23 protein-coding genes are annotated in these 26,959 nt (G+C 72.5%); 10 read left to right on the forward strand and 13 right to left on the reverse strand.

Annotated features, from left to right (window positions below):
* Window positions 1-97: 97 nt before the first annotated feature.
* Entirely contained in the window at window positions 98-1,756 is a 1,659-nt protein-coding gene (locus tag RV983_RS32380) for a hydrogenase maturation protein (RefSeq protein ID WP_475989259.1), read from the reverse strand.
* A 214-nt stretch (window positions 1,757-1,970) separates the two neighbouring features.
* Here RV983_RS32380 and RV983_RS32385 point away from each other — a divergent pair, with 214 nt between their 5' ends.
* The 8 genes from RV983_RS32385 to RV983_RS32420 all read left to right on the forward strand — a co-directional run bounded on the left by RV983_RS32385 (window position 1,971) and on the right by RV983_RS32420 (window position 8,951).
* Complete coding sequence (locus tag RV983_RS32385; RefSeq protein WP_475989260.1) at window positions 1,971-3,539, forward strand: cellulose binding domain-containing protein; 1,569 nt, start codon at window positions 1,971-1,973, stop codon at window positions 3,537-3,539.
* A 321-nt stretch (window positions 3,540-3,860) separates the two neighbouring features.
* Window positions 3,861-4,298 carry a subtilase-type protease inhibitor gene (locus RV983_RS32390; RefSeq protein WP_475989261.1) on the forward strand — a complete coding sequence of 146 codons (438 nt, stop codon included), beginning with the start codon at window positions 3,861-3,863 and terminating at the stop codon, window positions 4,296-4,298.
* A gap of 303 nt (window positions 4,299-4,601) precedes the next feature.
* A complete protein-coding gene (locus RV983_RS32395) occupies window positions 4,602-5,798 on the forward strand; it encodes an alginate lyase family protein (protein WP_475989262.1) in 1,197 nt (398 codons plus the stop codon).
* 36 nt (window positions 5,799-5,834) lie between these two features.
* Window positions 5,835-6,626, forward strand: a complete 792-nt coding sequence (locus tag RV983_RS32400; RefSeq protein WP_475989263.1) for a crotonase/enoyl-CoA hydratase family protein — start codon at window positions 5,835-5,837, stop codon at window positions 6,624-6,626.
* Between the two features lie 280 nt (window positions 6,627-6,906).
* Entirely contained in the window at window positions 6,907-7,239 is a 333-nt protein-coding gene (locus tag RV983_RS32405) for a putative quinol monooxygenase (RefSeq protein ID WP_475989264.1), read from the forward strand.
* Window positions 7,236-7,691, forward strand: a complete 456-nt coding sequence (locus RV983_RS32410) for a group II truncated hemoglobin (RefSeq protein ID WP_475989265.1) — start codon at window positions 7,236-7,238, stop codon at window positions 7,689-7,691. The genes RV983_RS32405 and RV983_RS32410 overlap by 4 nt, the downstream gene beginning before the upstream one ends.
* On the forward strand, window positions 7,688-8,320 hold the full coding sequence (locus RV983_RS32415) for a TMEM175 family protein (RefSeq protein WP_475989266.1): 633 nt from the start codon (window positions 7,688-7,690) through the stop codon (window positions 8,318-8,320). Before RV983_RS32410 ends, RV983_RS32415 begins: the two co-directional genes overlap by 4 nt.
* A 271-nt stretch (window positions 8,321-8,591) precedes the next feature.
* Window positions 8,592-8,951 (forward strand): nuclear transport factor 2 family protein, encoded by a 360-nt coding sequence (locus RV983_RS32420; protein ID WP_475989267.1) that lies wholly within the window; start codon window positions 8,592-8,594, stop codon window positions 8,949-8,951.
* A gap of 231 nt (window positions 8,952-9,182) precedes the next feature.
* On the opposite strand, the gene RV983_RS32425 is transcribed toward RV983_RS32420, so the two are convergent.
* From RV983_RS32425 to RV983_RS32475, 11 genes are all read right to left on the reverse strand, one after another.
* Window positions 9,183-9,650 (reverse strand): SAM-dependent methyltransferase, encoded by a 468-nt coding sequence (locus tag RV983_RS32425; RefSeq protein WP_475989268.1) that lies wholly within the window; start codon window positions 9,648-9,650, stop codon window positions 9,183-9,185.
* Between the two features lie 290 nt (window positions 9,651-9,940).
* Window positions 9,941-10,672, reverse strand: coding sequence for a PhzF family phenazine biosynthesis protein (locus tag RV983_RS32430; RefSeq protein WP_475989269.1), 732 nt, complete (start codon window positions 10,670-10,672; stop codon window positions 9,941-9,943).
* A 3-nt stretch (window positions 10,673-10,675) separates the two neighbouring features.
* The gene (locus RV983_RS32435) at window positions 10,676-11,290 is read right to left on the reverse strand and encodes a DUF4328 domain-containing protein (protein WP_475989270.1); all 615 of its coding nucleotides are present in this window, start codon (window positions 11,288-11,290) and stop codon (window positions 10,676-10,678) included.
* A 139-nt stretch (window positions 11,291-11,429) separates the two neighbouring features.
* On the reverse strand, window positions 11,430-12,008 hold the full coding sequence (locus tag RV983_RS32440) for a hypothetical protein (protein WP_475989271.1): 579 nt from the start codon (window positions 12,006-12,008) through the stop codon (window positions 11,430-11,432).
* Between the two features lie 246 nt (window positions 12,009-12,254).
* On the reverse strand, window positions 12,255-13,352 hold the full coding sequence (gene sbnA / locus RV983_RS32445; protein ID WP_475989272.1) for a 2,3-diaminopropionate biosynthesis protein SbnA: 1,098 nt from the start codon (window positions 13,350-13,352) through the stop codon (window positions 12,255-12,257).
* Between the two features lie 74 nt (window positions 13,353-13,426).
* On the reverse strand, window positions 13,427-14,506 hold the full coding sequence (gene sbnB, locus RV983_RS32450; protein WP_475989273.1) for a 2,3-diaminopropionate biosynthesis protein SbnB: 1,080 nt from the start codon (window positions 14,504-14,506) through the stop codon (window positions 13,427-13,429).
* Entirely contained in the window at window positions 14,503-15,510 is a 1,008-nt protein-coding gene (locus tag RV983_RS32455; protein WP_475989274.1) for a TauD/TfdA family dioxygenase, read from the reverse strand. The genes sbnB and RV983_RS32455 overlap by 4 nt, the downstream gene beginning before the upstream one ends.
* 23 nt (window positions 15,511-15,533) lie before the next feature.
* Window positions 15,534-18,812: a non-ribosomal peptide synthetase gene (locus RV983_RS32460; protein ID WP_475989275.1), complete on the reverse strand. Its 3,279-nt coding sequence runs from the start codon at window positions 18,810-18,812 to the stop codon at window positions 15,534-15,536.
* A gap of 33 nt (window positions 18,813-18,845) precedes the next feature.
* Complete coding sequence (locus tag RV983_RS32465) at window positions 18,846-21,461, reverse strand: Pls/PosA family non-ribosomal peptide synthetase (protein ID WP_475990525.1); 2,616 nt, start codon at window positions 21,459-21,461, stop codon at window positions 18,846-18,848.
* A 400-nt stretch (window positions 21,462-21,861) separates the two neighbouring features.
* A complete protein-coding gene (locus RV983_RS32470; protein ID WP_475989276.1) occupies window positions 21,862-22,659 on the reverse strand; it encodes a hypothetical protein in 798 nt (265 codons plus the stop codon).
* Complete coding sequence (locus tag RV983_RS32475) at window positions 22,656-24,314, reverse strand: serine/threonine-protein kinase (RefSeq protein WP_475989277.1); 1,659 nt, start codon at window positions 24,312-24,314, stop codon at window positions 22,656-22,658. The genes RV983_RS32470 and RV983_RS32475 overlap by 4 nt, the downstream gene beginning before the upstream one ends.
* A 179-nt stretch (window positions 24,315-24,493) precedes the next feature.
* On the opposite strand from RV983_RS32475, the gene RV983_RS32480 reads away from it, so the two are divergent.
* Window positions 24,494-25,459 (forward strand): lytic polysaccharide monooxygenase, encoded by a 966-nt coding sequence (locus tag RV983_RS32480; RefSeq protein ID WP_475989278.1) that lies wholly within the window; start codon window positions 24,494-24,496, stop codon window positions 25,457-25,459.
* A gap of 184 nt (window positions 25,460-25,643) precedes the next feature.
* Entirely contained in the window at window positions 25,644-26,606 is a 963-nt protein-coding gene (locus RV983_RS32485) for an NAD-dependent epimerase/dehydratase family protein (protein ID WP_475989279.1), read from the forward strand.
* 60 nt (window positions 26,607-26,666) lie between these two features.
* On the opposite strand, the gene RV983_RS32490 is transcribed toward RV983_RS32485, so the two are convergent.
* The gene (locus RV983_RS32490; protein WP_475989280.1) at window positions 26,667-26,870 is read right to left on the reverse strand and encodes a hypothetical protein; all 204 of its coding nucleotides are present in this window, start codon (window positions 26,868-26,870) and stop codon (window positions 26,667-26,669) included.
* Window positions 26,871-26,959: the final 89 nt, after the last annotated feature.

Here is a 26,959-nt window from a genome sequence, read left to right on the forward strand (position 1 = left end):
ATCGCCACCCCGGCCCGGGTGGGCTCGGCTCATGACTCGGGCCAGGTGACACCGCAGCCGAGCACGGGCCGGCGGGGATTGCCCCGGACGCGGTGGGTCAGGGGGTGGTGCGGCCGCGGACGAAGGCGGCGCGGAGGGCGTGGTAGGGGGCCGCGGGGTCGGAGAAGGTGGCGCGCATGCGGGTGAGCTCCGCGTCGCGGTAGGCGGACAGGGGCTGGGCCGCTTCGCGGCGTTCGAGGTCGGCCTTCTTGCCGGCGACGCGGGTCTGCGCGGCGGAGGTGCCGGCCAGGCGGGCGGCCAGCCGGGTCACGTCGGCGCCGAAGTCCTGCGGCCCGCACATCAGCAGCCGGTCGACCAGGCCCAGCCGCATCGCCTCCGTGGCGCCGACCGGCAGGGCCCGTTCGGTGAGCCGTCGCGCCGTGTCGGGGCCGACGCGGCGGGGCAGGGAGTACGTCCAGTACTCCGAGCCGTACAGGCCCATCAGGCGGTAGTGCGGGTTGAGCACGACGCCCTGGCGGCACCAGACCTCGTCCGCGGCCAGGGCGAGCATGGCGCCGCCGGCGCCCGCGTTGCCGCCGAGTGCCGCGACCACGAGGCGGTCGGTGGTGGTGAGGACCGCCTCGACCAGGTCGTTCATGGCCGTGATGTTGGCCCAGGACTCCGCGGCGGGGTCGCTGGCGGCCTCGATGGTTTTGAGGTCGATGCCGTTGGAGAACACGTCCCGTCCGCCGCCGAGCACCAGCACGGTGGTGGGCCGTGTGCAGGCGTGCCGGTACGCCGCCAGCAGCCGGTGGCACACCTCGGTGGACATGGCGCCGCCCGGGAGGGAGAACGAGAGCAGGCCCGCGGCCCCCTGCTCGCGGTAGCGGATGTCCGTCCAGTCGTCGTCGTGCGCGTCCCGGGCGGGGACCTCGGGAAGGTCCGGCAGCAGTGCGCCGAGCGCGGTGACCGCGGGCAGGGCGAAGGTGCGGGGGCCGCCGGGGGAGCGGCGGGCCCGCAGCCGCGGGATCCACACCGCGCCGTCCGAGGTCGCGCGGCACACCGCGCCCGCCCGGGTGGCCAGCAGTTGTCCGGGCTCGCCGTGCAGCCGCTGCCCTTGGTGGCCGCCGTGCAGGAACCAGCGGGCGCCGAGCAGTTCGTCCAGCACGCCGGGCCGGGAGTCGGCGGCGCGCAGCTTGCGCAGCACGGTGCCGGTGGTGTCGCGGGCCCAGTCGATCCGGCGCTCGTCCTGTGTGACGGCCGGCCGGGTGCGGACGTGCGGGCGGACCGCGGGGTCGGTCTGCGGACGCGGGAGGTACGTGCCGGAGGCGACCCGGTCGACCGCCAGCAGGACAGCCTCCATGGCGGCGTCGGAGATCTCGCCCCGGTACAGGTCGCTCTTGCCGACCGGCGGCACGGCGCAGCCGACGGAGGCCCAGATCGCCCCGGCGTCCATCTCGGCCTCCGCCTGGAGGACCGTCACGCCCCACGTGGTGGCGCCTTCCAGGATCGCCCGGTCCAGCGAGGCCGGGCCCCGGTCGCCGGGGGGCCCGGGGTGCACGACCAGGCAGGTGCGGGTGGAGCAGACGTCCGGCGGGATCGCGGTTCTGAGCATCGGCGCGATGACCAGCTCCGGCTCGTACCGCGCCACCGCCGCGCGCAGCGCCGCGCCGTCCGCTGTCACCTCGACGGCGACGCTGTGGCCGAGTTCCGTCAGTTCCACCAGGGCACGCTGGGTCAGGCTGCTGAACGCCGAAGCCACCAACAGGATGTGCATTTGGACCTCCCGGCCGCCCGGCACGGTCGGGGAGCGCCAGGACTCTTGGGAGCGATGATGCCCGGCGGGCGGCCGCTGCCCGGTGCGGCCCGGCCGCATGGTCACCCGATCGGCCAGAACCAACTATTGACGCGGACGCATCAAGTCTATAGGTCTATACCAGATACTTTGGTTCAGACCAACTCTGCGCCTTTTCCCGCCTGTGGAGGCATGGATGCGAAGAACTCTGGCCCTGGTCACGGCGTTCGTCGGAGCGCTCGTCCTGCTGCTCGCCCCGCCCGCCGCCGCGGCCACCCCGACCGCGGCCTTCGTGAAGACGTCGACCTGGGACACCGGCTTCCAGGGGCAGTACACGATCACCAACGGCGGCACCACCACGCTCAGCGGGTGGACCGTCGAGTTCGACCTGCCCTCCGGGACCACCGTCGGCTCGTACTGGGACGCGCTGCTCACCCAGAGCGGTAGTCACTACACCTTCAAGAACCGCGACTACAACGGCACTCTGGCCCCCGGCGCCACCACCGCCTTCGGCTGGGTCTCCGGTGGCACCGGCGCGCCCACCGGCTGCAAGCTCAACGGCGGCTCCTGCACGGGCGGTGGCGGGGGTTCCGACACCACCGCGCCCAGCGTCCCGTCCGGTGTGACCGCGGGCTCGGCGACGAGTTCGTCCCTCACCGTGCGCTGGACCGCCTCCACGGACAACTCCGGCAGCGTCGCCGGCTACGAGGTCTCTCGGGACGGCGGCACGCCCGTCGCGGTGACCGGCACCTCCTACACCGCCACCGGGCTCACGGCGAGCACCGCCTACGCCTTCCGGGTGCGGGCCAAGGACGCGGCCGGCAACACCTCCGCGTACAGCGCCGCCGTCAGCGGGACGACCACCTCCGGCGGCACCAACCCGCCGCCCGGCGGCGTGCGGACCGCCCCCTATGTCGACATGGGCGCGTGGCCGACGCCCAGCCTCACCGCCATGTCGTCGGCGAGCGGCCTGAAGAGCTTCACCATGGCCTTCATCACCGCCTCGTCCTGCAAGGCGATGTGGTTCAACGCCTACGACCCGCGCGCGGCGTGGGGCAAGGACCAGATCGACGCCATCCGCGCGGCCGGCGGTGATGTCAAGATCTCCTTCGGCGGTGCCTCCGGCATCGAACTGGCCCAGGCGTGCGGGACGGTCGACGCGCTCTACAACGAGTACAACGCGGTGGTGAACGCCTACGGGCTGACCTACGCGGACTTCGACATCGAGGGCGCGGCCACCGCCGACCCGACTTCCGTCGCCCGCCGCTCCCAGGCGCTGGCCCGCCTCCAGCAGGCCCACCCCGGGCTGCGGATCTCGCTGACCCTGCCGGCGCTGCCCGAGGGGCTGACGGACGACGGACTGTCCGTCGTGCGCTCCGCCCGGGACGCGGGCGTCACCCTCGACGTCGTCAACATCATGGCGATGGACTACTACCGCTCCACCGACTACGGCGACGCCGCCGTCCAGGCCGCCAACAGCACCTTCGCCCAGCTCAAGACGGTCTACCCGGCCAAGAGCGACGCTCAGGTGTGGGCCATGACCGGCGTCACGCCGATGCTCGGCCAGAACGACGACGGGCACATCTACGACCAGGCCGACGCGCGCCAGCTGGTCGGCTTCGCCCAGGGCAAGCACTTGGGGATGCTGGCCTTCTGGGAGATGACGCGGGACCGCAACGCGTGCAACGGCGCGCTCTACATGTGCACGAACATCGCGCAGTCGCCGTACGAGTTCTCGAAGATCTTCGCGGGCTACAGCGGCTGACGCCGCGCCGGCGGCCGCCGCCGGCCGCACCGTTCACTGCTCCATCGGGCCGCCATCGCGTACGAAACGCGATGGCGGCCCGCTGCTTTCCGGCCTATGTGGAGATGCTGTGTCCAGCAGTGAAGGCGCTTTCACGGAGTCCGCGGCTCCGCTGAGTCCTTTCACCGGGTGCCCAGCCCACCCCAAGTGCGACACAACGGATAGTGCACAGTGTGAACAACCGGTGACCGAAAGTCGCGGAGCGATGTGACGCGGACGCGTCCGATGTACAAGACTCCGGGACGTCCGATAACCGGAGCGAGAGCCGAAGGAGTGTTCGCTATGCGGTTCAGTGCGGTGAGTACCTGTCTGGCCCTGGTGGCGGCGGTGGGTTCGGCGGGAGTGGCGGCCGGCACCGCCGAGGCGCGGCCCGCGGGCCCGACGAGCCTGTACGCACCTTCCGCCGTGGTGCTGTCCGTGGGCAAGGGCGAGGATCCGGCCACGGCGACGATGCAGCGCACGGTGGTCCTGCGGTGCAGTCCGACCCCTTACGGCGACCACCCGGACCCGGTGTCCGCCTGTGCGGAACTCAGGTCGGTGCAGGGCGACTTCGCGGCGCTGACCACCGGTCCGGCGAATGCGAGCTGTACCCGCATCTGGGACCCGGTCGTCGTCACCGCGGACGGGGTCTGGGAGGGCCGGCGTGTCACCTTCAGCCGTGCCTTCGGCAACGCGTGCATGTTGCGCGGCAGTGACACGCACGGTGTCTTCGCCTTCTGACCGGCCGTCGAGCAGGCGGTGACGGCGAAGGTGTGACCCGAAAGCCACGGGGTTCACCGTGGGGGAGAACCCTGTGAGGGGCGGCCGACTCGTGGGACGGAGTCGGCCGCCCCTGATTCTTTCCGTGCGGACCCAGGAGTCGCGCGGCCATGTCACGGCGACGCCGCGGCAACCCCCGCTGTTTCACGGGGGCTTGACGCGGCATTGGTCTAGTCCTACCGTCATCCGTCAATCGCAGCGTTCACGGGTGAGTCCTCTGTTCACTCTTGTGAACGTGCCGTCTCCTGGGAAGGCGTCCCCCACATGTCCCACAGATCACGCGGCCTCCTGTCCAAAGGAGTTCTCGCCCTCAGCGCGGCCCTCGTGGCCGCCATGCTGTCAGCGGTCCCCGGCACCGGTCGCGCCTCGGCGGCCCCGGCGGCCTTCACCCACCCCGGCGTCCTGGTCAGCCAGTCCCAACTCGACTTCGTCCGCGGCAAGGTCCAGGCCGGCGCCCAGCCGTGGAAGGCCGCGTACGACCAGATGATGGCGTCGCCCTACGCGTCGCAGTCGCGGACCCCCAAGCCGCGCGCGGTGGTCGAGTGCGGCTCGTACTCCAACCCCAACTACGGCTGCACCGACGAGCGCGAGGACGCGATCGCGGCGTACACCAACGCGCTGGCGTGGTACATCACCCGCGACAGCAGGTACGCGCAGAAGGCGATCCAGCTCATGGACGCCTGGTCGGCCACCATCACCGACCACACCAACAGCAACGCACCGCTGCAGACCGGCTGGGCCGGCTCGGTGTGGCCGCGGGCCGCGGAGATCATCCGCTCCTCGTACGGCAACTGGCCGAACGTGAACCGCTTCGCCACCATGCTGCGCAACGTGTACCTCCCGGAGGTCATCAACGGCTCCAAGAGCAACGGCAACTGGGAGCTGAGCATGATGGAGGCCGCCGTCGGCATCTCCGTCTTCCTCGACGACAAGGCCTCCTACGACAAGGCGGTCACCCGCTACCTCAATCGCGTCGCGGCCTACGTCTACCTCGACACCGACGGAGCGCTGCCGAAGACCGTCCCCGGCAGCGGGCTCGACACCCGTGACGAGATCGTCGGCTACTGGCAGGGCCAGTCCACCTTCGTGACCGGACTGACCCAGGAGACCTGCCGCGACTTCACCCACACCGGCTACGGCATCTCCGCGATCTCCCACGTCGCCGAGACCAGCCGCATCCAGGGCCAGGACCTCTATCCGCAGGTCGGGGAGCGGCTGCGGCAGGCGCTCGGCTTCCAGTCCAAGTACCAGCGGGGCGAGGCCGTGCCGTCCTGGCTGTGCGGCGGCCACCTCAACCTGGGGCTCGGGCCGGTGACCGAGGTCGGCTACAACGCGATGCACAACCGCCTCGGCATCGCCATGACCAACACCCAGGCACTGACCGAGTCCCAGCGCCCCGCCGGCAGCAACAACCTGTTCGTCGCCTGGGAGACGCTCACCCACGGGGATAACCTCTCTTGAACCGGCAGAGGTGGTCGGCGGCGGAAGGGACAGGCCATGGCCGTACGTGTGGAGCGCAGCGGACCCGTCACGACGGTGGTTCTCTCGCGCCCCGGGGCGCGCAACGCCGTCGACGGTCCGACCGCACGCGAACTGGCCGCTTCCTTCCGTGAGTTCGACGCCGATCCCGGCGCCTCGGTCGCCGTGCTGTGGGGCGAGGGCGGCACCTTCTGCGCGGGTGCCGACCTCAAGGCCATCGGCACCCCGCGCGGCAACGAGGTGACCGAGGTGAGGGACGAGGGGGACGGCCCGATGGGCCCGACCCGGATGCGGCTGGGCAAGCCGGTCATCGCGGCGATCTCCGGTCACGCGGTGGCCGGCGGCCTGGAACTCGCCCTCTGGTGCGACCTGCGGGTCGCCGAGGAGGACGCGGTGCTGGGGGTGTTCTGCCGGCGCTGGGGCGTGCCGCTCATCGACGGCGGCACCGTCCGGCTGCCGCGCCTCATCGGGACCTCCCGGGCGATGGACCTCATCCTGACGGGCCGTCCGGTCGGCGCGGCCGAGGCGCACGCGATGGGACTGGTCAACCGGGTGGTCCCGGCGGGCGGGGCGCGCGAGGCGGCGGAGCGGCTGGCGGCGGAGATCGCGGCGTTCCCGCAGACCTGCGTACGCCACGACCGGCTGGCCGTGCTGGAGGCCGAGGGCCTCCAGGAGGGGGCGGCACTCGCCGTGGAACTGCGGCACGGCCGGATCTCGCTCGCGGAGGCGGCCGAGGGCGCGGCCCGCTTCACGGCAGGCGCGGGGCGGCACGGGGCGTTCGGGAAGGACGCGGGCGTACCCGGGCGGTAGCGGGGCGTGGCAGCGCGAGACCGCGCCGCTCTGCGGCCCGGCCCGAATTCGGCGAGCGCCATCATCGATGGTTCCCCGACGAATCCAGGCCAGAGTTGATCGACCGCGACCGCGACCGCCACCGCGACCGCCTCTCGGCTTCCTGTCCCGTCCTCGGCGCCCGGCCGCATCCCGGGAATCCGCATCTCCGTTTCATGTGCTGGAAGCGAACATCCTCGTTTTCCCGCTCGGCATTTCCGATCATTGCAGAGAACCGACGCCCCGGAGGACCGACGTGATCGTGGAGTACATCCGGTACCGCATCGCCGATCCGGAACGCCGAGCCGAATTCGAGAACGCGTACGCAACTGCCGCCGAGCAGCTGGAGCTGGCTCCGCAGTGTCTCGGGTACGAGCTCTCGCACGGAACCGAGGAGCCCGACCGGTACATCCTGCGGATCGAGTGGGCCTCCGTGGCGGACCACGAGCAGGGCTTCCGCACAGGCCCGCACTTCCCGCCCTTCCTCGCCGCCATCCGTACCTACGTGGGGGACATCGTGGAGATGAAGCACTACGCACGGACAGCGGTCGTGTCCGCGGCCGCCGGCGACGTGGCGGGCGGTCGGACGCTGTGACCGAACGTGCCGCCAACCTGTATGAGGCCGTGGGCGGCATGGACGCCCTCCGCCGGCTGAGCAACACCTTCTACGACGGCGTACTCGCGGACCCGCTGCTCGCCCCGGTCTTCGCGCAGTTCACCCGAGCCCATGTCGAGCACGTCGCCGTCTGGCTCGCCGAGGTCTTCGGCGGGCCCGCGGGCTTCACCGCCGAACACGGCGGCCACCACGCCCTGCTCCGTGCCCACCTCGGCCTGTCGATCACCGAGGAGCAGCGGACCCGGTGGATGGAGCTGATGACCGACGCCGTCAGCAGGGAACTCCCCAAGGACGAGACGCTGCGCCGCCGGGTGCTGGAGTACTTCGACTGGGGCACCAGGATCGCCCGTGACGTCTCGGCCGGACCGGTCGGCCAGGACCTCGGCGAACCGGGGCCGACACCCCGCTGGGGCTGGGACGGGCTGGTGTGAGGGAGACCGGACGCGTCGAGGCGTTCAGCGACGGCGTCTTCGCCATCGCCACCACCCTGCTGGTCCTGGAGATCCACGTGCCATCCGAGCATGGCCACGCACTGACCGAGGCGCTCACGCACCAGTGGCCGTCCTACGCTGCCTACGTGGTCAGCTTCCTGGTCATCGGGGTGATGTGGGTCAATCACCACGCCCTCTTCGGCCACCTGGCCCGGGTCGATCGCACGCTGGTCTTCCTCAACCTGTTGCTGCTGATGGTGGTGGCGGTGCTGCCCTGGCCGACGGCGCTGCTCGCCGAGCACCTGGGGGACACCGACGACGCCCGGGTGGCCGGGCTGATCTACAGCGGCGTCATGGTGATGCACGCAGTGTGCTATGCGGCCATCTGGTGGTACGTCACCCACCGCGGGCACCTCCTGCATCCAGAGGTCGACCGGGAGGCGGCGCGTGCCACTCGGATCCGTTTCAGCCTCGGCGGGTTGGCGTATCCGGGGACCGTCGCCCTGGCCCTGGTCTCTCCGGCCGCCATGCTCGCCGTACACGGGCTGGTGGCCGTGTACTACGCGTTCAACCATCTGGCCGTGCCCGACCGGGAGCGGCTCTCCACGGCGGCGGAACCCGGTGCATAACTGGTGCCGCATCAGTAAGTGGCCTCCCTGCCTGCCCACATCGACCTTCGCAAACGCATCGACACCTGGGGCAGTGGGCTGAGAACCAGTCTCCCGCGCAGGCGCCCTCAGCCGACGCCGGCACGGTCGGCCATGTCGGCGGGGTCACCGATCAGGTGGCGGCCCACTGGTTGGAGATCGATGCGGAACGGACGAGGCTCCTCGACGGTTGAGCGGGATGTCCGACGTCTCGACTCCAGGCCGGCGCGGCGGGATCTGGCACACTGGCCGCGTGACGACGACCGACGCGGCGGCGGCCGTACACCGGCACGTAGGGGCCTTCAACGCCCGTGATCTGGACGCGCTCCTGGCGGGATTCACCGAGGACGCCGTGTGGATCACCGGAAGCACGACCGTGCGCGGCCGCGCTGCGCTGACCGAGCTCTTCGACGAGGCGATGCGCGGGCTCCTGCCCACGCTGGAGGTACGCGACGTGATCGCCGAAGGCGCCCGCGCGGCCTGCCAGATGACCGAGACCCTGACGTACGGTGGCGAGACGCGGTCCTATCCGATCGCCGCCTTCTATGTGCTCCGCGACGGGCGCATCGCCTCCGCGAAGGTCTACCGCGAGGGCAGCGCGGACATCGCCTGAGCCGGCAGGCTTCCTGATGCCGCCCCGGCCGTGCACGGTCGTCCCCGACGCGCCTCCGCCCAGGGCGCGACGGCGTTCAAGGGCCCCCGTGGGGAGCTCGGGAAGATCGGAGTGGTCCCACCTGTCGGCCCACGGCACCGAACTCCAGCGGGAGGTCGAGGGCGTCCGGCGCGTGGCCGGGTACGAAGCCCCCACCCGGCTCACACCTGGGGCCTCGCCACCGGACCGCGCTCACGGCCGGAAGTACTCCGACATCAGGCGGCTGACCCATTCCGGCTGCCTGATGTCCACCGGGCGGAATTCCTCCATCGCCGGCTTCAGATCGATGACCGGTGTGCCCGAGACCGCGTCGAGGCCCACCACCGTCAGTTCGCGCGCGTGGACGGATTCGATGGCGCAGCACGTCACCCCGATGCGGTTCGGCCGGCGAGGGCCGCGACCGGCGAAGACGCCGACGGGCGGGAGGTCGGAGCGGCCGCGGTAGGGGCGGGGTTCGCGGTGGTCGTCGCTTTCCGGGAACTGGTCGAAGACGAAGAGGACTTCCACGTGGGAGAAGCCCTCCAGCCCCTGGAGGCACGCTTCGCCGAAGCGCTCGTCGAGGGTGATCGTGCTGCGGACGGCACCCCAGTTGTCCGTGTGCTGGACGTCCGTCCGGTGGTTCCGGACCGTACCTATCGGTGTGATCTCGAAGCTCGGCATGGCCAGAGGCTATCCCCGCCGCGCCGACACCAGGGGTGAGGCGACCGGCCCCTCCGGACCGGGTCACGACCCGCCAACGAGCCCGCGTCCAGCGATCGGCGGCACACGTCACCCATGCCGCCTCCACGTTCCTCCCGGAGGACGTGCGGGCGGGTGAACGCCGTCGACCGGCCGCTGGACCGCGGCCCGGGGATCCGCCGGCAGGTGATGCGGGATCCCACCGACGCGCCCGGGGGAGCAGGTCGTGGCCCAGCGGGCCCGCCGCGTCGCGGTGGAGGGCTGGGGCGCGGTCACAGGTCGAGCAGGTGGATGCGGCGCCGGGAGGACGAGGAGGTGCCGAGGGTGATGGCCGGACGGGGGCGGGTGCCGGGGACGGCGCGGTCGAGGCGGACACGGCCGCCGAGTTCGACCATTCCGTGCGGGGCGGGGGCGGTCAGGATCTGGGAGCCGCGGCCCTGCGTGATGTTGAGCGAGCGGTTCAGCCGGTCGGTGAGCAGCAGGGCCGCGGAGCCGGAGGCCTCGACCTCCGCAGGGCCCGCGGGGCGGCCCGGGAAGCCGCGCGCGCGGACGCGGCCGGCGGCCTCGTCCTCCCAGGCCCAGGCGTAGAGCCATTCGCCGGGCGGCGGTACGGGAAGCGTGTCGACCTCGCGGGGCGAGGCGTACTGGCGCAGCGTGCGGTCCCTGGCCCATTCGGGACGGGCCTCGACCCAGTTGAACTCGCCGGCGAGCCGCACGCCCAGCACACCCGCGGGGGTGATCAGTTCGGGCGCGTCGAGCAGCCAGGCGGCGGCGAGCGACGCCGAGCCCGCGAAGGGCAGCTGCCGGCCGGGGATGCGGAGGTCGACGACCCCGCGCTCGGAGTCGTTCACGAAGACCGTCTCGGGCAGCCCCGACTGCCGGGCGAAGGTGGCGCGTTCGGCCTCGTTGGCGGCGGCGTCCTCGTCGCGGACGACGGCGACGCGGTTGCCGAGGCCGCCGTCGGGGGCGCAGAAGACGCGGACTATGTCATATCCGGAGTGCATGGCTCAGACCTCGGCGGGCGACAGGACGGGAGCCGGGCGGTCGAGCGCGGCGGACTGGAGCGTCGTGACGCGCTCGATCACCAGGATCAGCAGCACGGCCGCGGCCGCCATGAGCACCTCGGCGACCACGAGGCCGGCCATGGACTCCGGGGCGACCTTGAAGGCCGTGGTGAGTGCGATGCCGTGCCCCAGCCAGGCCGCCCACCAGAGGCTCACCAGCGTCGTGTCGCGCATGCGATCCCACGCCGCCGAACTCGCGCGTCCGATGGAGAGGACGTGCCGCAACGGGACGAAGAGGTTGACCACGGGGACGAACCACGCGCCGATCAGCCGGCCGCCGGTGGGCAACTGCGCCTCGGGGGACGATTCCCGCGCGTTGCGCCGGGCCCTGGCGAGCCACACCAGGAAGAGCACGGTCGACAACGTCATCAGCCAGATGAAGATCTGAGTGCCGAGGACCGAGTCCTGCGGCGCCTCGTCCTGCTGGGACACCAGGTGGGGCACGGTGTGTTCCCGGAACTCCAGGGCGCGGAAGACGTCCGCGACGGCGGCCGCGGCTATCGCCGTCTGTGCGGCCCGGGCGAGCAGCCGGGGTGCCTTGCGGGGAGGTGCTGTCATGGTCGGGGGGCCTGCTTCTCAAGGGGCGTGCGCGGAGGCAGCGGACACGGGGCGGAGTGATCATAGGGTCTGATCGCCCTGCGTGCCGACGAGTTGGGGGTCCCGGACCGCACGCGGTCCGGGACCCCCCTGGTCAGGGCTATGTCAAAGGCCGGCAATAGAGCGCGTCGGGTGTGCGGGAGGAGCCGATACGGCCGGTGAAGGCGAGGCCGGCCGCGTCCTCGCCGTCCGCGCACTGGCCCTTGTAGTTCCCGTACGCGAAGTCGCCGCCCTTGGCGGAGGCGGGGCGGTTGTCGCCGCGATCGAACCACACCGTGCGGCCGCCCGGGCCGAGAGAGGTACGGGCGACGGCGCACAGCACGCTGGAGACGGCGGCGCCGCGCACGGCGTAGCCCACCATGAAGTCGCCCTGCGGGCATTGGTACTTGGTGTACCCGGAGGCCCAGTCGCCGCCGGCCGCGACGTACCGTTCGTCGGTGACGACCTCGTACGCGCCGGAGGCGGCCCACAGGTCGCCCGCGCCGTTGTCGGTGCACAGCCCGCGGTTGCCGGTGTGGGCCACCCCCACCAGTCGCTGGCCGTCGGGGCAGGCCGCCTTGCGGGCGCCGGAGTCCCAGGTCTCCGAGGTCCGCGAGGAGCGGCCTGCGGACTGGCCGTCCGGGCGGCGGCGCCAGGACGGCCCGCCCCGGGCGGCCTTCGACGGGTACCGAGGTCGCACAGGCGCGATGACGAAGGCGGTCCGCGTCCGGGGTCTGCGCCGCCCCGACGGACCAGGTGTGCCGTGCGCCGACCGTGCCGTCCGGGCCGGGGACCGAGGCCGGCCGCCTCGGTCCTATAAGGTCCGTGTCCTGCGTCCCGTCGTCGGGAGAGGCCCCCCGACTGCCGTCCGTCTCAGGCAGCGCGCGTACGCACACCCTTGGGGCGAGGGCTGGGCGGAGGAGGGAGCAGACCGCGCCGCCGGGGCCTACGCCTCGGCCTCGCGGTTCTCGGGCTGACGCTGCTCGTCGGTGCTCCGCCGGCCGGCCCCGTTGTAACGACGGCGGTCGGGGGCGGGGGACAGCGGAGGTGGCTGGGGGGCCATCCAGGCGCCGGCGGCCGACTCCTCGGAGTCGAGCACGTCCTCGCCGTAGAGCGCCTGGAGCCAGTTGGTGTGGTACACCGTGTCGAGGTAACGCTCCCCGAGGTCGGGGGCGATGGCGACGGCGGTCAGGTCGTCGGGCGCGTCCTGCCGGGCGAACCACTCCATCGCGCCGCTGACCACCGTCCCGGTCGAGCCGCCGAACAGGAAACCGCTCCTCGCCATGCGGTGGCAGGTGCGGATCGTGTCGGCCTCCTCGACGAGGACGACCTCGTCGACGAAGGACTCGTCGAGCAGCGGCGGCCGGACCCCCATCCCCAGACCGGGGATCATCCGGCGTCCCGGAGGACCGCCGAACGTGACGGAACCGACGCTGTCCAGCGCGACGATGCGCACCGGTCGGTGCCACTCCCGGAACCAGCGCGCGCAGCCCATCAGGGTGCCGGTGGTGCCGGCCCCGACGAACAGCACGTCCAGCTCGGGGAACTGCCGGGCGATCTGCGGCGCCGTCGTGCGGTAATGAGCCCTCCAGTTACCCGGATTGGTGTACTGGCTGAGCCAGACGTACCGGTCGTCGGAGGCGCACAGCGCGCGGACGTAGTCCAGCCGTGCCCCGAGGAAGCCGCCGTTGCCGTCCTGCCCGGCGATGACGTGCACCTGGCTGCCCAGCGCCTCCATCAGCAACCTGGTCGACAGGTTGCAGCGGGAGTCGGTGACGCACAGGAACCGGTAGCCCTTGCTCGCCGCGATCATGCTGAGCGCCACGCCCAGATTTCCGGACGACGATTCGACCAGGATCGTTTCCGGGGTGAGAAGACCGTCGCGCTCTGCCGTCTCCACCATCTCGATGGCCGCTTTGAGCTTGATCGAGCCGGCGAAGTTGAAACCCTCGCACTTCAGGTACAGCGAACGCCCGAAGATGGAGCGCAGGTCGACATAGAGTTCGGCCTCGTTGAAGGCGTGGGGGGCGGAAATGATCGGCACGACGGCCTCCTCATCTGCACGTTGATCTTTTCTCTGCGGGGTGACGCATCGACCTCCTCACTGGGCGAGTCGCCTCATCCGTACCGCCTGAGCTCATGGAAGAAGTCGTCGACGACGGTCAGTTCCCCGGAGCGGACGACCTCGTCGTAGACGAACTTGCCGACCGCGAGGTCGAGCACGCCGAGGCCGAAGGGCGAGAAGACGACCGTGCGGTCCGCCGGCACCGCGACCCGTCCGGCCAGGACGTCGTCCAGGGTGCCCTGCAGGAAGTCCCGGCCACCGGTGAGCTGTTCGGCCAGGTGCGGAGAGGTGTCGGCCTTCAGGCAGTGCTCGACGTCGTCGACGATGTTGAAGGAGTCGAGCACGATCTCCGGCGCGAGGTCGCGCAGCGACACGTGCAGCACCACGGGGTGGTGCGCGAACCAGGACCGCTCGGACACATGCGGCCGGCCGGCGACGGTGGCGAACACCACCAGGTCGCTGGAGCGGATCACCTGTTCCGCGCTGTCGTACCGGGTGACGCGTCCCGCCGCGCCCGACTGCTCCAGGTAGCCCTGGAAGCCCGCCGCACTGTCGGCGGACAGGTCGTGCACGCCGACCTCGTCGAACGTCCAGCCGGTGCCGGTCAGATAGGTGTGGACGTAACGGGCGATCAGTCCCGTGCCGATGAACCCCACGCGCGCCGGACGCGTCCGGCCCCGGCTGAGCCGGTCGGCGGCCAGGGCCGCCAGTGCGGCGGTCCGGGTGGCGCTGATGATCGAGCTCTCCAGGCAGGCGAACGGGTAGCCGGTAGCGTGGTCGTTGAGGATCAGCACGGCCGATGCCCGGGGGATGCCCGCGGACACGTTCTCCGGGAAGCTGGAGATCCACTTCAGGCCGTCCACCCGCAGGTCGCCGCCGATCGAGGCGGGCAGCGCGATGATCCGGGAGCTCGGCCGGTCGGGGAAGCGCAGGAAGTACGAGGGCGGGTTCACCGAGTCGCCGGCACCGTGCAGCCGGTAGGCGGCGCCGACCAGCTCCATGATCTCGTTCTCGCGGCCCTGAAGGGCCCGTTGCACCTGGCCGCCGGGGATCACCGCGAACGACGGCACTGCTGCCGGTCCGTGGGGCACGGCCGCTCCCGGCGCGGGGGCGACGGAGTCGAGGGCGGTCATCCGGCACCCACCTCCACGGTCGGCGCGCAGTCGCCGAGGTTCACCGCGTCGGCCATGCCGACCAGCACCTCGCGCGGACCCGAGAAGGATTCCCTGCTGTGCGCCGTACGGATGTTGTCGACGATCAGCAGATCGCCGGCCTGCCAGGGCTCACGCACGGTGTGCGCCTCGTACACGCCGTTGAGCAGCCGTACGACGTCCTCGCCGACCGGGTCGCCGCCGCCGAAGCGGGTGTTGAACGGCAGGCCGTCGGCGCCGTAGACGTCGACGAGGTACTCGCGCACCTCGGGGTCGAGCGTCCACTCGTTGAGGAAAGCGATCTGGTTGAACCAGCAGCGCCGTCCGGTGAGCGGGTGCCGCACCACCGCGCTGCGGCGCTGGCGGGTGCGGAGCGTGCCGTCGGGCTGCCACTCGAACGCGATCGCGTTGGCGTGGCAGTAGGCCTCCACCGCGGCGCGGTCGTCGGTGCCGAACGCCTCGGCGACGGTCGCGCCGATCTCGTCGTTGTAGCTGCGGGTGAGCAGCCAGCCCTCGCGTTCGAACCGCTGGACCAGCTCGGCCGGCAGCGCGTCCAGTACGGCCGGGGCGTCGGCCACCGCGGTGGCACCGCCCTCGGCAGGCGCCTGGAGGCAGGCGAACATCATCAGGCCGGGGAACTCCAGCGTGTAGCTGAGTTCGTGGTGCATGCACATCGGCTGGTTCTGCGGCCACTTCGTCGAGGAGTACACGCCGCCCGGGTGGGAATGCCGGGGGGCGAAGGACTCCCGTTCGGTCATCAGGCCGCCGGAGAGCCCGGCGAACACCGCTCCCGTTCCGGCCGCGTCGCGCAGTGCGAGGCCCCGGACGAGGACCGCGCCGTGCTCGGCGACGACGCCGCGCAGCGCGTCGCGGTGCCCGGCCGCCCAGGCGGCGGCGTCACCGATGGGACGTGCCTGGAGCAGGGGCGGCGCCGTCGGGCGCAGCTCCAGGTCCAGAAGGGAGGGCGGGGACGGTGAGGTCGACAAGTCGGTCTCCTCTCGGATGCCGGTCATGACGTGGCCGGCAGGGGGACGGCGCGCAGGACGGCGGCCGCGGCCGCCTCGGGACAGGTGCGCAGGAAGTAGTGGCCGCCGCCCGCGATCTCGTGCAGGTCCACGTGCGCGGCCAGCAGGCGCCATTCGGGGTAGCGGCGTTGGTGGCCGGCCGTGTGCGGGTCGTCGGCGGCGACGACCACGGTGACCGGCACCGCGAGCCGGGCGGCCCACGGCTTCTCCAGGGCGTGGGCGAGATAGCGGTGCGCCGAGACGCAGTCGTGGCGGTAGGCGGCGGCGACGTGCCCCGCCCGCGCGGGATCCAGTGCGCCGAGTTCGGGGTGGCCGTCGTACCCGCCGAGCCTCGTCGCGATCTCGGCGTCGCCGAGCGCGGTCAGCTCGGCGATCCCGGCCCGGCGGCCGGCGGCGTCACCCAGCAGCTGCGCGGCCAGGAACACCCGGCGGACCTCCACTCCGCGCTCCAGCAACCGCCGCGCGGTCTCCAGGGCGTAGGCGGCGCCGGAGGAGTGGCCCCACAGCATGACCGGACCCGCCCCGCTTCCCGCGACCTCCGCGGCCACCTGCTCGACGACCTGGGTCATCGGGGCGAACGGCTCGCCGTCGGCCGCCGGGTCGTGGCCGGGCAGCTCCACCGCGAGGACGGCGGGACCCCCGTTCCCCAGCGCCTTGGCCATCGGCTGGAAGTTGACCGCGTTGCCGCCGGCGTACGGGAAGCAGACCAGCACACCGGCGTGTGCCGGGTCGCCCGGATTCAGCTGCTGCACGAGGCCGGAGCGCCGGACCGAGCCTCCGGTGGCCCCGGCGCCCAGGAGCCCGGCCAGGTCGGCGAGCACGGGGTGGCGGGTGACGTCCTTCAGCGAGACGGCGCGGTCGAGCAGGATCGCCATGCGCACCGCGGCCAGCGAGGTGCCGCCGCGCTCGAAGAAGTCGTCGCGCCGGTCGACGCGGTCCTCGGGGATGCCGAGCACCTGCGCCCAGGCGGCCGCGAGCCGCCGCTCGGCCGGGGTGCGCGGCGGATGCCGTTCGTCCTCGGCCACGTCCAGTTCCCCGGCGAGCGCGGTGAGCGCCTTGCGGTCGATCTTGCTGTTCGCCGTGAGCGGCAGGATCTCGCGCCAGTGGAAGGCCGAGGGGATCATGTACGCGGGCAGGGACCTGCCCATCCGCTCCCGCAGCGTGGCCGGCTCGACCGGCTGCGGTCCGCAGTGGAACGCCACCAGCCGTGCGCCGCCGCCGCCGTCCGCCCCGTCCACGACCACCACCGCGCCGTCGTGGACGCCGGGCACCCGTACCAGGGTGTTCTCGATCTCGCCGATCTCGATGCGGAAGCCGCGCACCTTGACCTGGCTGTCCTGGCGTCCCAGGAACTCCAGGGTGCCGCCCGGGTGCCAGCGGCCGTGGTCGCCTGCCCGGTAGAGCCGGCTGCCCGGGTGGTGCGGGTCCTCATCGAACGCCTGCCGGGTGCGCTCCGGGTCGTTGACGTAGCCGCGGCCCACGCAGACCCCGGAGAAGACGATCATGCCGGGGGCGCCGAGCGGCACCGGGGACAGGTGCTCGTCGACGACGTACACGGCCACATTGCGGACGGGCGGGCCGAGGGGCACCCAGTCGGTGTCCGGCGGCCGGTGCATGACCGCGTGATTGGTGTCGTCCGAGGTCTCCGTCAGGCCGTACGCGTTGACCAGCGTGACCCCGGGCCGGGCCGCGAACCAGCGCTGCGTCAGCTCCCTCTTCAGGGCCTCGCCGGTGACCGACACACAGCGCAGGTCCGGCAGGTCGCGCGGCCGGCGTTCGAGCGCGGACAGCACGACCTCCAGGTACGACGGAACGACCTGGAGCACCGCGACCCGGCCCTCCGCGATCCGGTCGAGGAACCGGTCCACGTCGAGGATCACGTCCTGCTCGACGACGAGGGTGCGGCCGCCGGCCAGCAGGGCGGAGACCAGTTGCCACAGCGAGATGTCGAAGCACTGCGGCGCGGTCTGGGCGACCGTCTGCCCCTCGGTGATCCCCAGGTCCTCGATCTTGGCCAGCAGGTGGTTCAGGAAGCCGGCGTGCTCGCACATCGCGCCCTTGGGCTCACCGGTGGAGCCGGAGGTGAAGTAGATGTACGCGAGCTGGTCCGGCGTGACCGGGATACCGAGGTCGGTGCCGGAGTGGTCCTCCTCGTACGCGGTGCCGACGAGCATCTTGCGGACCCCGGGCAGGGCAGGCAGCGCCTGGTCGAGCGCGTCGGTGCTGCCGGGCTCGGTCACCACGAGCGCGCAGCCGGCGCGGGAGAGCACGGCGGCGATGCGCTCCGCGGGGAAGTGCGGCTCGACGGGGAGGTAGACACCACCGGTCTTGAGGACCGCGAGGACGGTGGCCATCCAGTCCAGGTTCCGTGTCGTCACCACGGCGACGACGCCCTCGCGGCGCAGGCCGCGCGCGAGCAGGGCCCGGCCCAGCCGGTTGGCCCGGGCGTTGAGTTCGCGGTAGGTCCACTGCCGGTCGCCGTGGACGGCGGCGACGGCGTCCGGGTGCGTGCGGACCCGCTCCTCGAACAGCTCGTGGAAAGGGCGGCGGGGCAGCTCCCGGCGCGGTCCGGCCATCTCCTCCAGTTGCAGGTGGAGTTCGCCGGGGGACAGCAGGCTCTGCCGGCCGTGCTCGGCGGCGGGCCCGTCGGCCATCAGCCGCAGCGCGGCCAGGTGGTAGCCGGCGATCCGGGCGGCGCTGTCCGCGTCCAGCACATCGTTGCGGTAGCGCAGCCGCAGCCCGGCGGACGGGCCCGCCCCGGCGACACCGACCCACAGCACGGTGGTCCCGGGGAGGACGGTCCCCGTCCCGTCACCGGTCGGGTCGAGGACGGTCTCGTACGCGGGCCCGGTGGCCCCGAGTTCACGGCGCAGGGCGTCGAGGTCGACGTCCTTGTGCGCGGCCACCTCGGACGCGGCGCGGTGCGCGTCGTGCGCCAGGTCCCGCCACGTCGCGGGCCGGGTGGTCAGCCGGCAGGGCAGCGGCGGGGTGTCCTCGGCGGCGACGTAGCCGGTGGTCACCTCCGGCTCGCCGGAGAGCGCGGCCAGCACCTTGGCGTGCGCGGCGAGCAGCACCGAGCCGGGCGGCACGCCCAGTTCGGTGGTGAGCCGGCCCAGTGCGGTGACCAGGTCGGCGGGGAAGGCCTCCTCGTGCGTGCCGAGGCCGGGCGACGGATCCGCGGTCCAGCGGGGGATCGCGGTGAAGCCGCCTGCTGTGAGCACACCGCGCCAGAACTCCCGGCCGGTGTCCGCTGCTGTGTTCATCGGAGCGTTCCTCCACTCACCGCTGACGCGGCGCTACTCTCGGCCGATCAGGGTGCTGCCGCAGGCGGGGACGCCGTCGTGAACTCCCTTGGGGGCGGCGGGCTGCGGGGCGGGGGCGCCTTCCGGCATCTCCCGCGCGGGGTTGCCGCCCCAGCGGGCCTGCGGGGGCATTTCCTCGCCCTTCATCAGGAAGGAGTCGGGGGCCAGTTCGGCCCCGTCGTGCATCGTCACGCCGTAGTGGACGAGGGCGCCCACGCCGAGCGTGCAGCCGGCCCCCAGGGTGATGCGGTCGGACTTGAAGGTGCCGTCCTCCTGGGAGTGGCACTGGACGACGGTGCCCTCGTTGAGCGTGCAGTCGTCGCCGATGGTGGTGAGGGAGCGCTCGGGCAGGAAGCAGCCGTCGTCGTAGACCCGCTTGCCGATGCGCACGCCCATCAGCCGCCACAGCACGCTCTTGAGCGGTGTGCCGTTGAAGAACATGACGAACAGCGACGCCGCGGTCACCTTCCAGTAGCGCTCGTGCCGCCAGAAGGCCCGGTCGTAGATCGAGCAGTAGAGCGGTTCCAGTCCCCGGAAGCCGGTGGCCGCGTGCTCGGCCAGGACCAGGTAGGCGGCGGTGAACGCCAGCGTCACCACATTGGCGAGGGCGACCACCGCGACGCCGTACGCGGGGTACAGGTCGTACAGGTCGGCGGCGAAGGACGCGATCAGGGCCACGCCGAAGAAGAACAGCCACCGCATCAGCAGGTGCAGGCCCATGGTGACGGTGTTGTGCCGGTTCTTCGCCGTGAGGCGGGCGCGGAACTCCTCGCCGCTCTTGAGGTCGTCGAAGCGGCTGTCCCGCAGGACGGTGCGCGGGATCTCGAAGCTCGGCGAGCCCAGCAGGCCGACGTTCTCCCGGATCTCGCCGTCGAGCGGGACCATGACCTTCGTGGCCAGCAGGCAGTTCTCGCCCGTCCTGCCGTGTGCGGGGTAGGCGATGTGGTTGCCGAGGAAGTTGTGGGCGCCGATGGCTACCCGGGTCAGGCGGAACGACGTGCCGGAGTACTCGCCATTGAGCAGGGACAGCCCGTCGGCGACCATCGTGCCGCTGCCGACGGAACTCAGGTACGGGTTCTCGTGCTTGACCTCGGTGCCGAAGTTGGAACCGGTCTGCTCGACCTCCGACAGGTCGTACCCGAGCCGGCGCAGGTAGTGGACGATGGCCGAGCTGTCGCCGAACAGCGTCCGGTAGAACCGCCGGTTGGTCATCAGGCCGATGGTCCGGTGCACGCCGTAGCGGAAGCCGTAGAGGGGGTACACGGTGTCCGGCCTGACCAGCAGGTTGAGCAGCCGTGGCAGCGTGACGACGAGGAGCAGCCCGAGCAGCACGGCGCCGAAGAAGAAGACGAGGGAGGCGGCCAGCGCGTCGGCGTAGAACGTCCACGAGCTCAGCGCCACGGTCCCCGGGTCGAGCAGGGTGGCGAACTGCGGGACCACGGCCAGCAGCAGGGCCACGCCGCCGACGGCGGCGGGCACGTACAGCATCACCGCCATCAGCAGCTGGGACAGGCCGTACACGGCCTTGCGCGCCCCGCCGCAGGCGGCGGCGGGGACCGTCATGAAGTCCGCACCGGCCCCGGGCTGCGCCGGTGAGCCGTGCCAGCGCTCGCCGTCCGGCACGGCCTGGCCGCGGTGGAGGGAGGAGGCGTGGGCGAGCTGGGCGCCGTCGCCCATCGAGACGCCGATGTCGAGCACGGTGACCTCGCCGACGAAGGCGCCCTTCCCGAGGGTGACCGGGCCGGTCTGGATCACTCCGGCGTGCGCCCGGTAGCAGCTCAGATAGGAGTCCTTGCGGATCACCGTGCCGTCGCCGATGGTCAGCAGGTCCGTGCAGACGGGCAGATGCCGCGACAGGACGGTGACACCGCGGCCGATCCGTGCCCCCAGGGCCCGCAGATAGAGGGAGTAGAGCGGTGAGCCCACGAAGAGGATCAGCGGATTCATGCGGATGAGCGTCTTGACGCACCAGAAACGGAAGTACCCCAGGCTCCAGATGCGGATCTGCTGCGGCTTCCAGCGCCCCACGATCAGCCACTTGCCGAGCACGGGCAGCACGCACAGGGACAGGAAGCCGCCGCCGCCGAAGACCACCGCGCGCACGTAGGTGTCGAGCAGGCCGTGCCCGGCGGCCGTCCACTCCGCGCCGGTGGTCGCGATCAGCGCCACCACGTAGGCGTAGCCGAGGAAGAACAGCACCTGGAGGGCGCCGCACAGCACGTGGTGGGGGGTGCCGGCGGGCTCCGGGAGGGCCGGGGGCGCTGCCGCGGCCGGGGTGTCGGCAGGGGCGCCGGGGGGCGCCCCCGCGGTCTCGGTGAGGGCCGCCGCGAGGCTGCGCACCGTGGGGTGGCGGTAGATCTCCCGCATCGACACGGCGGGCAGGTCGGCGTGCTTCCTGACCCGTGCGCAGAAATGCGCCATCACCAGGGAGTCGGCGCCGAGTTCCTCGAAGAAGTGGCCGTCGGCCGGTACCTGCTCGACTCCCAGCAGGCCGGCCAGCAGGCCGGCGAGGGTCGCCTCGATCCCGGCCGCAGGGCCGGGACTCGCGCGCTGGGTGGTTGAAGATTCACCCGTATCGTGCGCCAGGAGTTCGACGGATTCGTCCACGATCTGAGCTCCTTGAGGAGATGTCGCCCCGCCGGCCGTCGGCTCCGCCGACCGCCGGTGTCCTCGCGCCCCGGTAAAGCCCGGGGCAAAAAATCCCAAATACATCGGTTAATGAGCTCTTCTTAAGCAATACAACCATATGTCGCTCCTCGTAGTCTCCGCTGATCTTCTCCGGGTTGCCACTCGAACGTGACCGCCGCGGCTCGCGCCGGATTCCGCCGTGCAGATCCGCAGTGAAAGCGGGGGCGGCCACCGATACCGTTCCCGAGGGCGCCCTAGGCCACGGATTCACGATGTGCGAGCAAGTGGGAGGGCGCGCGGGATGCGGTCACTCAACGTGTTCTTGCCGGGTCCGGTTGTGAGTCGGGGAACACCGGGAGCTGATGTGCCGTCACCGTTCGTGTCAGGCGCACGCGTAAGTGAACACGGCCGTCGCCGAGCGGCTGCCGGGCCCGCTCACCCGCAGTTCGGCCCGCGCGTCATAGGTGCCGTGACCGTGAAAGGTCCACAGCAGGTGCAGCCGGGTCGTCTCCCGGCCGCGCGGCACCTTCTCGTACAGCGTGTCCGACGACGTTCCGTCGTTGCGCAGCCAACGGTAAGTGATCGTTCCGGCGCGGCCGTTGGTGCGGACGGTGGCGACCACGTCCACCCGGGTGTCGCAGGACGGTGCCGAGGGCACCGCGGTGACCGTCACCTCCCGCACCGAGAGCTCCGGACCGAACCGCTGCCACAGCAGGTAGGCCAGCACGGCGAGCAGGACGGCACCCGCCAGGAGGTACCGGCGCGGCCCGCGGCTCCGGCGCGCGGCGCCGGGATCGGGCACGGGGGGCGGGCGCAGGGTGCCGTGCCACACCTGCGCCGCGACGCTCGCGCGGGCGGCGGTCGCCGGGGTCACGCCGGGGCCGAAGCGCATGACCTCGCCGTCCACCCGGTCCGGAAGGGTGACGGACGGCTCCGTGCGGGTCGCGCCGCGTGCCGGCCCCGCGGGCGCGGCCTCGCGCGGCGCGGGCGTCCCGGGTGCCGTGGTGGCGGGCGCCCAGTGCTCGGCGAGGACGGTCGCGCTGTAGTCCGGGGCGGGCTCCGGGCGCTCGGCGGCCGGCGGGACGGCGTCCTCGGGCGGAGGCACGGCGTCCTGGGGTTCCCGGCCGAGCCGCCAGGTGTGCTTCGTGTCCTCCGGCGTGAGGTCGCGCGGCTCGCTCATGAGATGCGTACGCACTGCTGTGCGCCGGAGAGGATCTGCTGCGTGGACTGCCCGTTGCCCGCCGCCGGGGAGGTCGTCGCGACGGCGCCGAACCAGCAGCCCGACGTGCGCGGGAACGAGTGCGGTTCCGTGATCGTGTACGAGGTCCGGCCGCTCAGCGGAAAGACCGACGTACCGTCCGGCGTGCCGGGATCACCCTTCGCGGTGCCCTGGTACCAGGCGATGGTCAAGGTCACCGGTCGCGCGTCGCTCGTCGTCACCCGGACGCTCGCCGACACGTCGAACGGCCCCGTCTGGGACAGCGAGGCCACGGACACCGACTCGACCGTCACAGGCGGCGTGGGCGACGTCGAGGCGGACGGCGAAGCGGTCGTCGGTGACGCGGGCGGTGACGCGGTGGCCGTCCCGCCGGTGGGTGTGGTGGTCGTACCGCCGGTCACCGGCGGCGCGGAACTGGCGGAAGCGGTGGCACTGGCCGTGGCGGACGCGCTCGCGGACGCGGAGGTCGACGCCGACGCCGACGCCGGGGAATTGGGGGACGGGCTGCCGGACGGCGCGACCGTTCCGCCGGGTGCGCCCGAGCCGTCGTCCGGGGTGGCGGTGGTGGTCGACCCGGACCAGTTGGCGGTCGTCTGCCGGGGGCCCTCGCCCGAGGCCACCGCGGCGAAGGTCAGCAGGCCCGCCAGGGCAAGGCCGCCCACCGCGGCCAGGAGTCCCTGCCGGCCGAGCCGCCTGCCGCCCTGCCCCAGCACCGTGGTGGCGAGCGCGGTCTGCGAGCCCTGAGCCCTCGCCGAGGGGAACAGCAGCGGCAGCAGTGCGGCCAGGGCGGCCAGCCTGCGCTGACCGCGTTCCTCCCACTCCGGGCCGTAAGCGGCTCCCGCGACATCCTCCAACTCCGCGACGAAGGCCGCGGCGTCGGTGGGCCGGTCCGCGGGGTGCTTGGCCATCCCGCGGCGCAGCAGCGGGCGTAACTCCTCCGGTGTGCCGTCCTCGGGCACCGGGCCCTCGATGTGCTGCACCGCCAGCTCGGCGAAGTTCTGGCCCTGGAACGGCTTGCGGCCGGTCAGGCACTCGTAGAAGGTCGCCGTCGCCGCGTACACGTCGGTCGCGGGGGAAGCGGACCGCCCGGTCCACTGCTCCGGTGCCATGTAGGCGGGCGTGCCGGCCACGTCCGGGGTCTCGCCGCTGCGGGCCGCGATGCCGAAGTCGACCAGCTTGGACGAGCCGTCGGCCGCGACGAGCACGTTCTCCGGTTTGTAGTCGCGGTGCACGACGCCCGTGCGGTGCGCGGCGGCCAGGCCGAGCAGTGAGCCCTTCAGGACCACCAGCGCCGCTTCGGGCCCCGTCGCGCCCTCCTGCCGCAGCAGCGCGCGCAGCGCGATGCCGTCGACGAGTTCCATGACGATCGCCGCGCCGTGCGGGCCCTCGACGTACTCGTACAGACTCACCACGTACGGGGTGTCCAGGGCGCCGAGGAGCTGCGCCTCGGCGCGGAATTCCCGCAGGAATCCGGCGTCGGCGCGCAGCTCGTCGCTGAGGTACTTGATCGCCACGGGAGTTGACGTGGCGTCATGCAGAGCCAGGACGACACGGCCGCTGCCGCCCGAACCCAGTTCCACGGACTCCGTGTAGCCCGGAGCGTTCCAGCCGCTCATCCCCTCGCCCCCCTCGGCGTCGCACGGTACCCCCGCCCGCACCCGCTGTCCCCCTCACAGACACATTTCCCCCACCGCCGGTTCCCGGCGTCCTGCCGCTGAACGCCGGACGCGGACGGTCCGTAGTAACGGGCGACCCGTCTACTCGACTCCGAACCGGCAAAGGGGAGGCGCCCGGCATGGCCCCATCGCGCCACGTGCTCAGAACCGTCGTCGCGGGGACCGCCGCGCTGCTGCCCCTGCTGGCGTCGGCGGGACCGGCCGCCGCGCACGGGGCGCCCGTCGACCCCGTCAGCAGGGCCGCGGCGTGCGCGGCCGGCAGCGGGCGGTTCACCGGCACGCCGGCCTGCCGCGCCGCCGCGGCGGCCAACGGGGGCGGCGCGGCCTTCGCCGACTGGGACAACCTGCGCGTCGCCGGTGTCGCGGGCCGCGACCGACAGGTCATCCCGGACGGCAAGTTGTGCAGCGGCGGCCTGTCCGCGTTCCGGGGCCTGGACCTCGCGCGCGCCGACTGGCCGGCCACGCGGCTCGTGCCCGGCGCCGCCTTCACGATGCGATACGGCACGACGATCCCTCACGAAGGCACGTTCCGGCTCTACTTGACGAAGCAGGGCTACGATCCGACCCGCCCGCTCACCTGGTCCGAGCTGGCCTCCAGCCCCTTCCTGACCGCCACCGACCCGCCGGTCACGGGGGGTGCCTACCGGATCAGCGGACGGCTGCCCGCCGACCGCACCGGCAGGCACGTGCTCTTCGCGATCTGGCAGAACTCCTCGACCCCGGACACCTATTACTCCTGCTCCGACGTGGTCTTCCCCGCCGCGGCGAAACCGGCCGGCAGGACGCCGGCGAAGCCCGCCGCGTCCGTGAAGCCGACGCCGCGGCCCGGCCGCGCGAGCGCCCCCGCCGAGCGGCGGGTCTCCGCCACGCCCGTCGAGCAGTCCGCCACCCCGTCCCCCGCGTCGCCGTCCGCCGCCGTCCCGGCGGTCGAGTCCCCGGACGCGCAGCCCGTCGCCGCCGAGGGCGGCGGTTCCGGTTCCGGCCCCACCGCCCTGGCGATCGGGAGCGCCGCCGGCCTCGCCGTCACCGGCCTGCTCGCCCTCGCGCTGCGCCGCCGCCGCTCCACGGGCACGCGCTCGGGCTGAGCCCGCTCACAGCCCGGGGTCACGCCGCCGTCCGGCGGCGTGACCCCGGGCTGTCGTGTGTCCGCCGGCCGTCGGCTCCCCCGTCCCGCACGGGGCCTTGCTAGTGCCGATCCTGATAGTTACAGTATCTAACGAACGTGAGAGCAAAGCGCATTATGCAGAGCGTCAACGAAAGGGAATCGCCATGCCCAGCACCGCACGCACCCTGCACACCGTTCTCGGCTCCGGTCCCGCCGGTACCGCCGTCGCGACGGAGCTCGCGCGTCGGGGACACGCCGTCCGCCTGGTCGACCGCAAGGGCGAGGGCCCCGCCCACGAGGGGGTGGAACGCCGTGCGGCGGACGTGAGCACGCTCGAGGGCGCGCTGGCCGCGATCGAGGGAGCGGCGGTGGTGTACCACGCCGTGAACGTCGGCTACCACCTCCAGGTCGAGGTCATGCCCCGGGTCCAGGAGGCGGTCCTCGGTGCCGTCGAGGCCACCGGGGCCCGGCTGGTCGTGCTGGACACGCTCTACCCGTACGGCGAGACGCACGGCGAGGTCATGACCGAGGAGACGCCGTGGCGTGCCACCTCCCGCAAGGGCCGCATGCGCGCGGAGCTGGACGAGCGATACCTGGCCGCGCACCGCGAGGACCGGGCCCGCGTCGTGCTCGCCCGGTCCGCCGACTTCGTCGGGCCGGGCGTGTTCAACTCCTCCCTGGGCGGCGCGTTCTTCCCCGCCGCCCTGACCGGCGGCGAGGCGCTCGGCCTCGGCGACATCGACCTGCCGCACAGCTACACCTTCATCGGCGACCTCGCGGTGGGCCTCGCCACCCTGGGCGAGCGCCCCGGGGGCGACGGGCGGGTCTGGCACCTGCCGACCGCGCCCGCCGTCACGACGCGCGAGGTGCACCGCATGGTCGAGGAGCGGCTCGGGCGGCCGCTGAAGGTCCTCGTGGTGGACGAGCCGCGGCCCGTCGGGCCGTTCGACGAGGTGTTCGTGGGTGAGTACGCCGAGATGTTCTACCAGCACACCGAACCGCAGATCATGGACTCGTCGGCCTTCGAGAACACCTTCGGCATCCGTCCGACGCCGCTGGGCGAGGCCCTGGACGCCACCCTCGCCTTCTACCGCGAGCTGCTCAGCCGGCCCGCAGAGCAGAGCTGAACCACCTGACGGCCGGGTCCAGGGCGGGCGGCGCCTGCTGCCCGCCGCGACGAGCTGCCACTACCGCTCGTAGCGCGCATCGTGGCCGAGCTCCAGGCGCTCCAGCAGCCAGGCGCGGAACTCCGCGCCGTCGCGGCGGCCGGCCGGCCGCGGGTAGGCGGCCACCAGTTCCTCGACCACCGGGCGGGCGCCGGCGGAACCGGGGTCGATCCCGGCCGCGCCCGCGCCCGGCCCGGTCCGCGACGGGGAGCCCGAGCCTGCCACGCATCCGCCCTCCAGGCCCCCGGCGCAGGAGAGGGCGCCTGGAGGCACAGGGGCGGCGGGGCATAACGGCGGCGGGGCGTAAAAACAAC

The organism is Streptomyces sp. RLA123 (genome assembly GCF_056270165.1).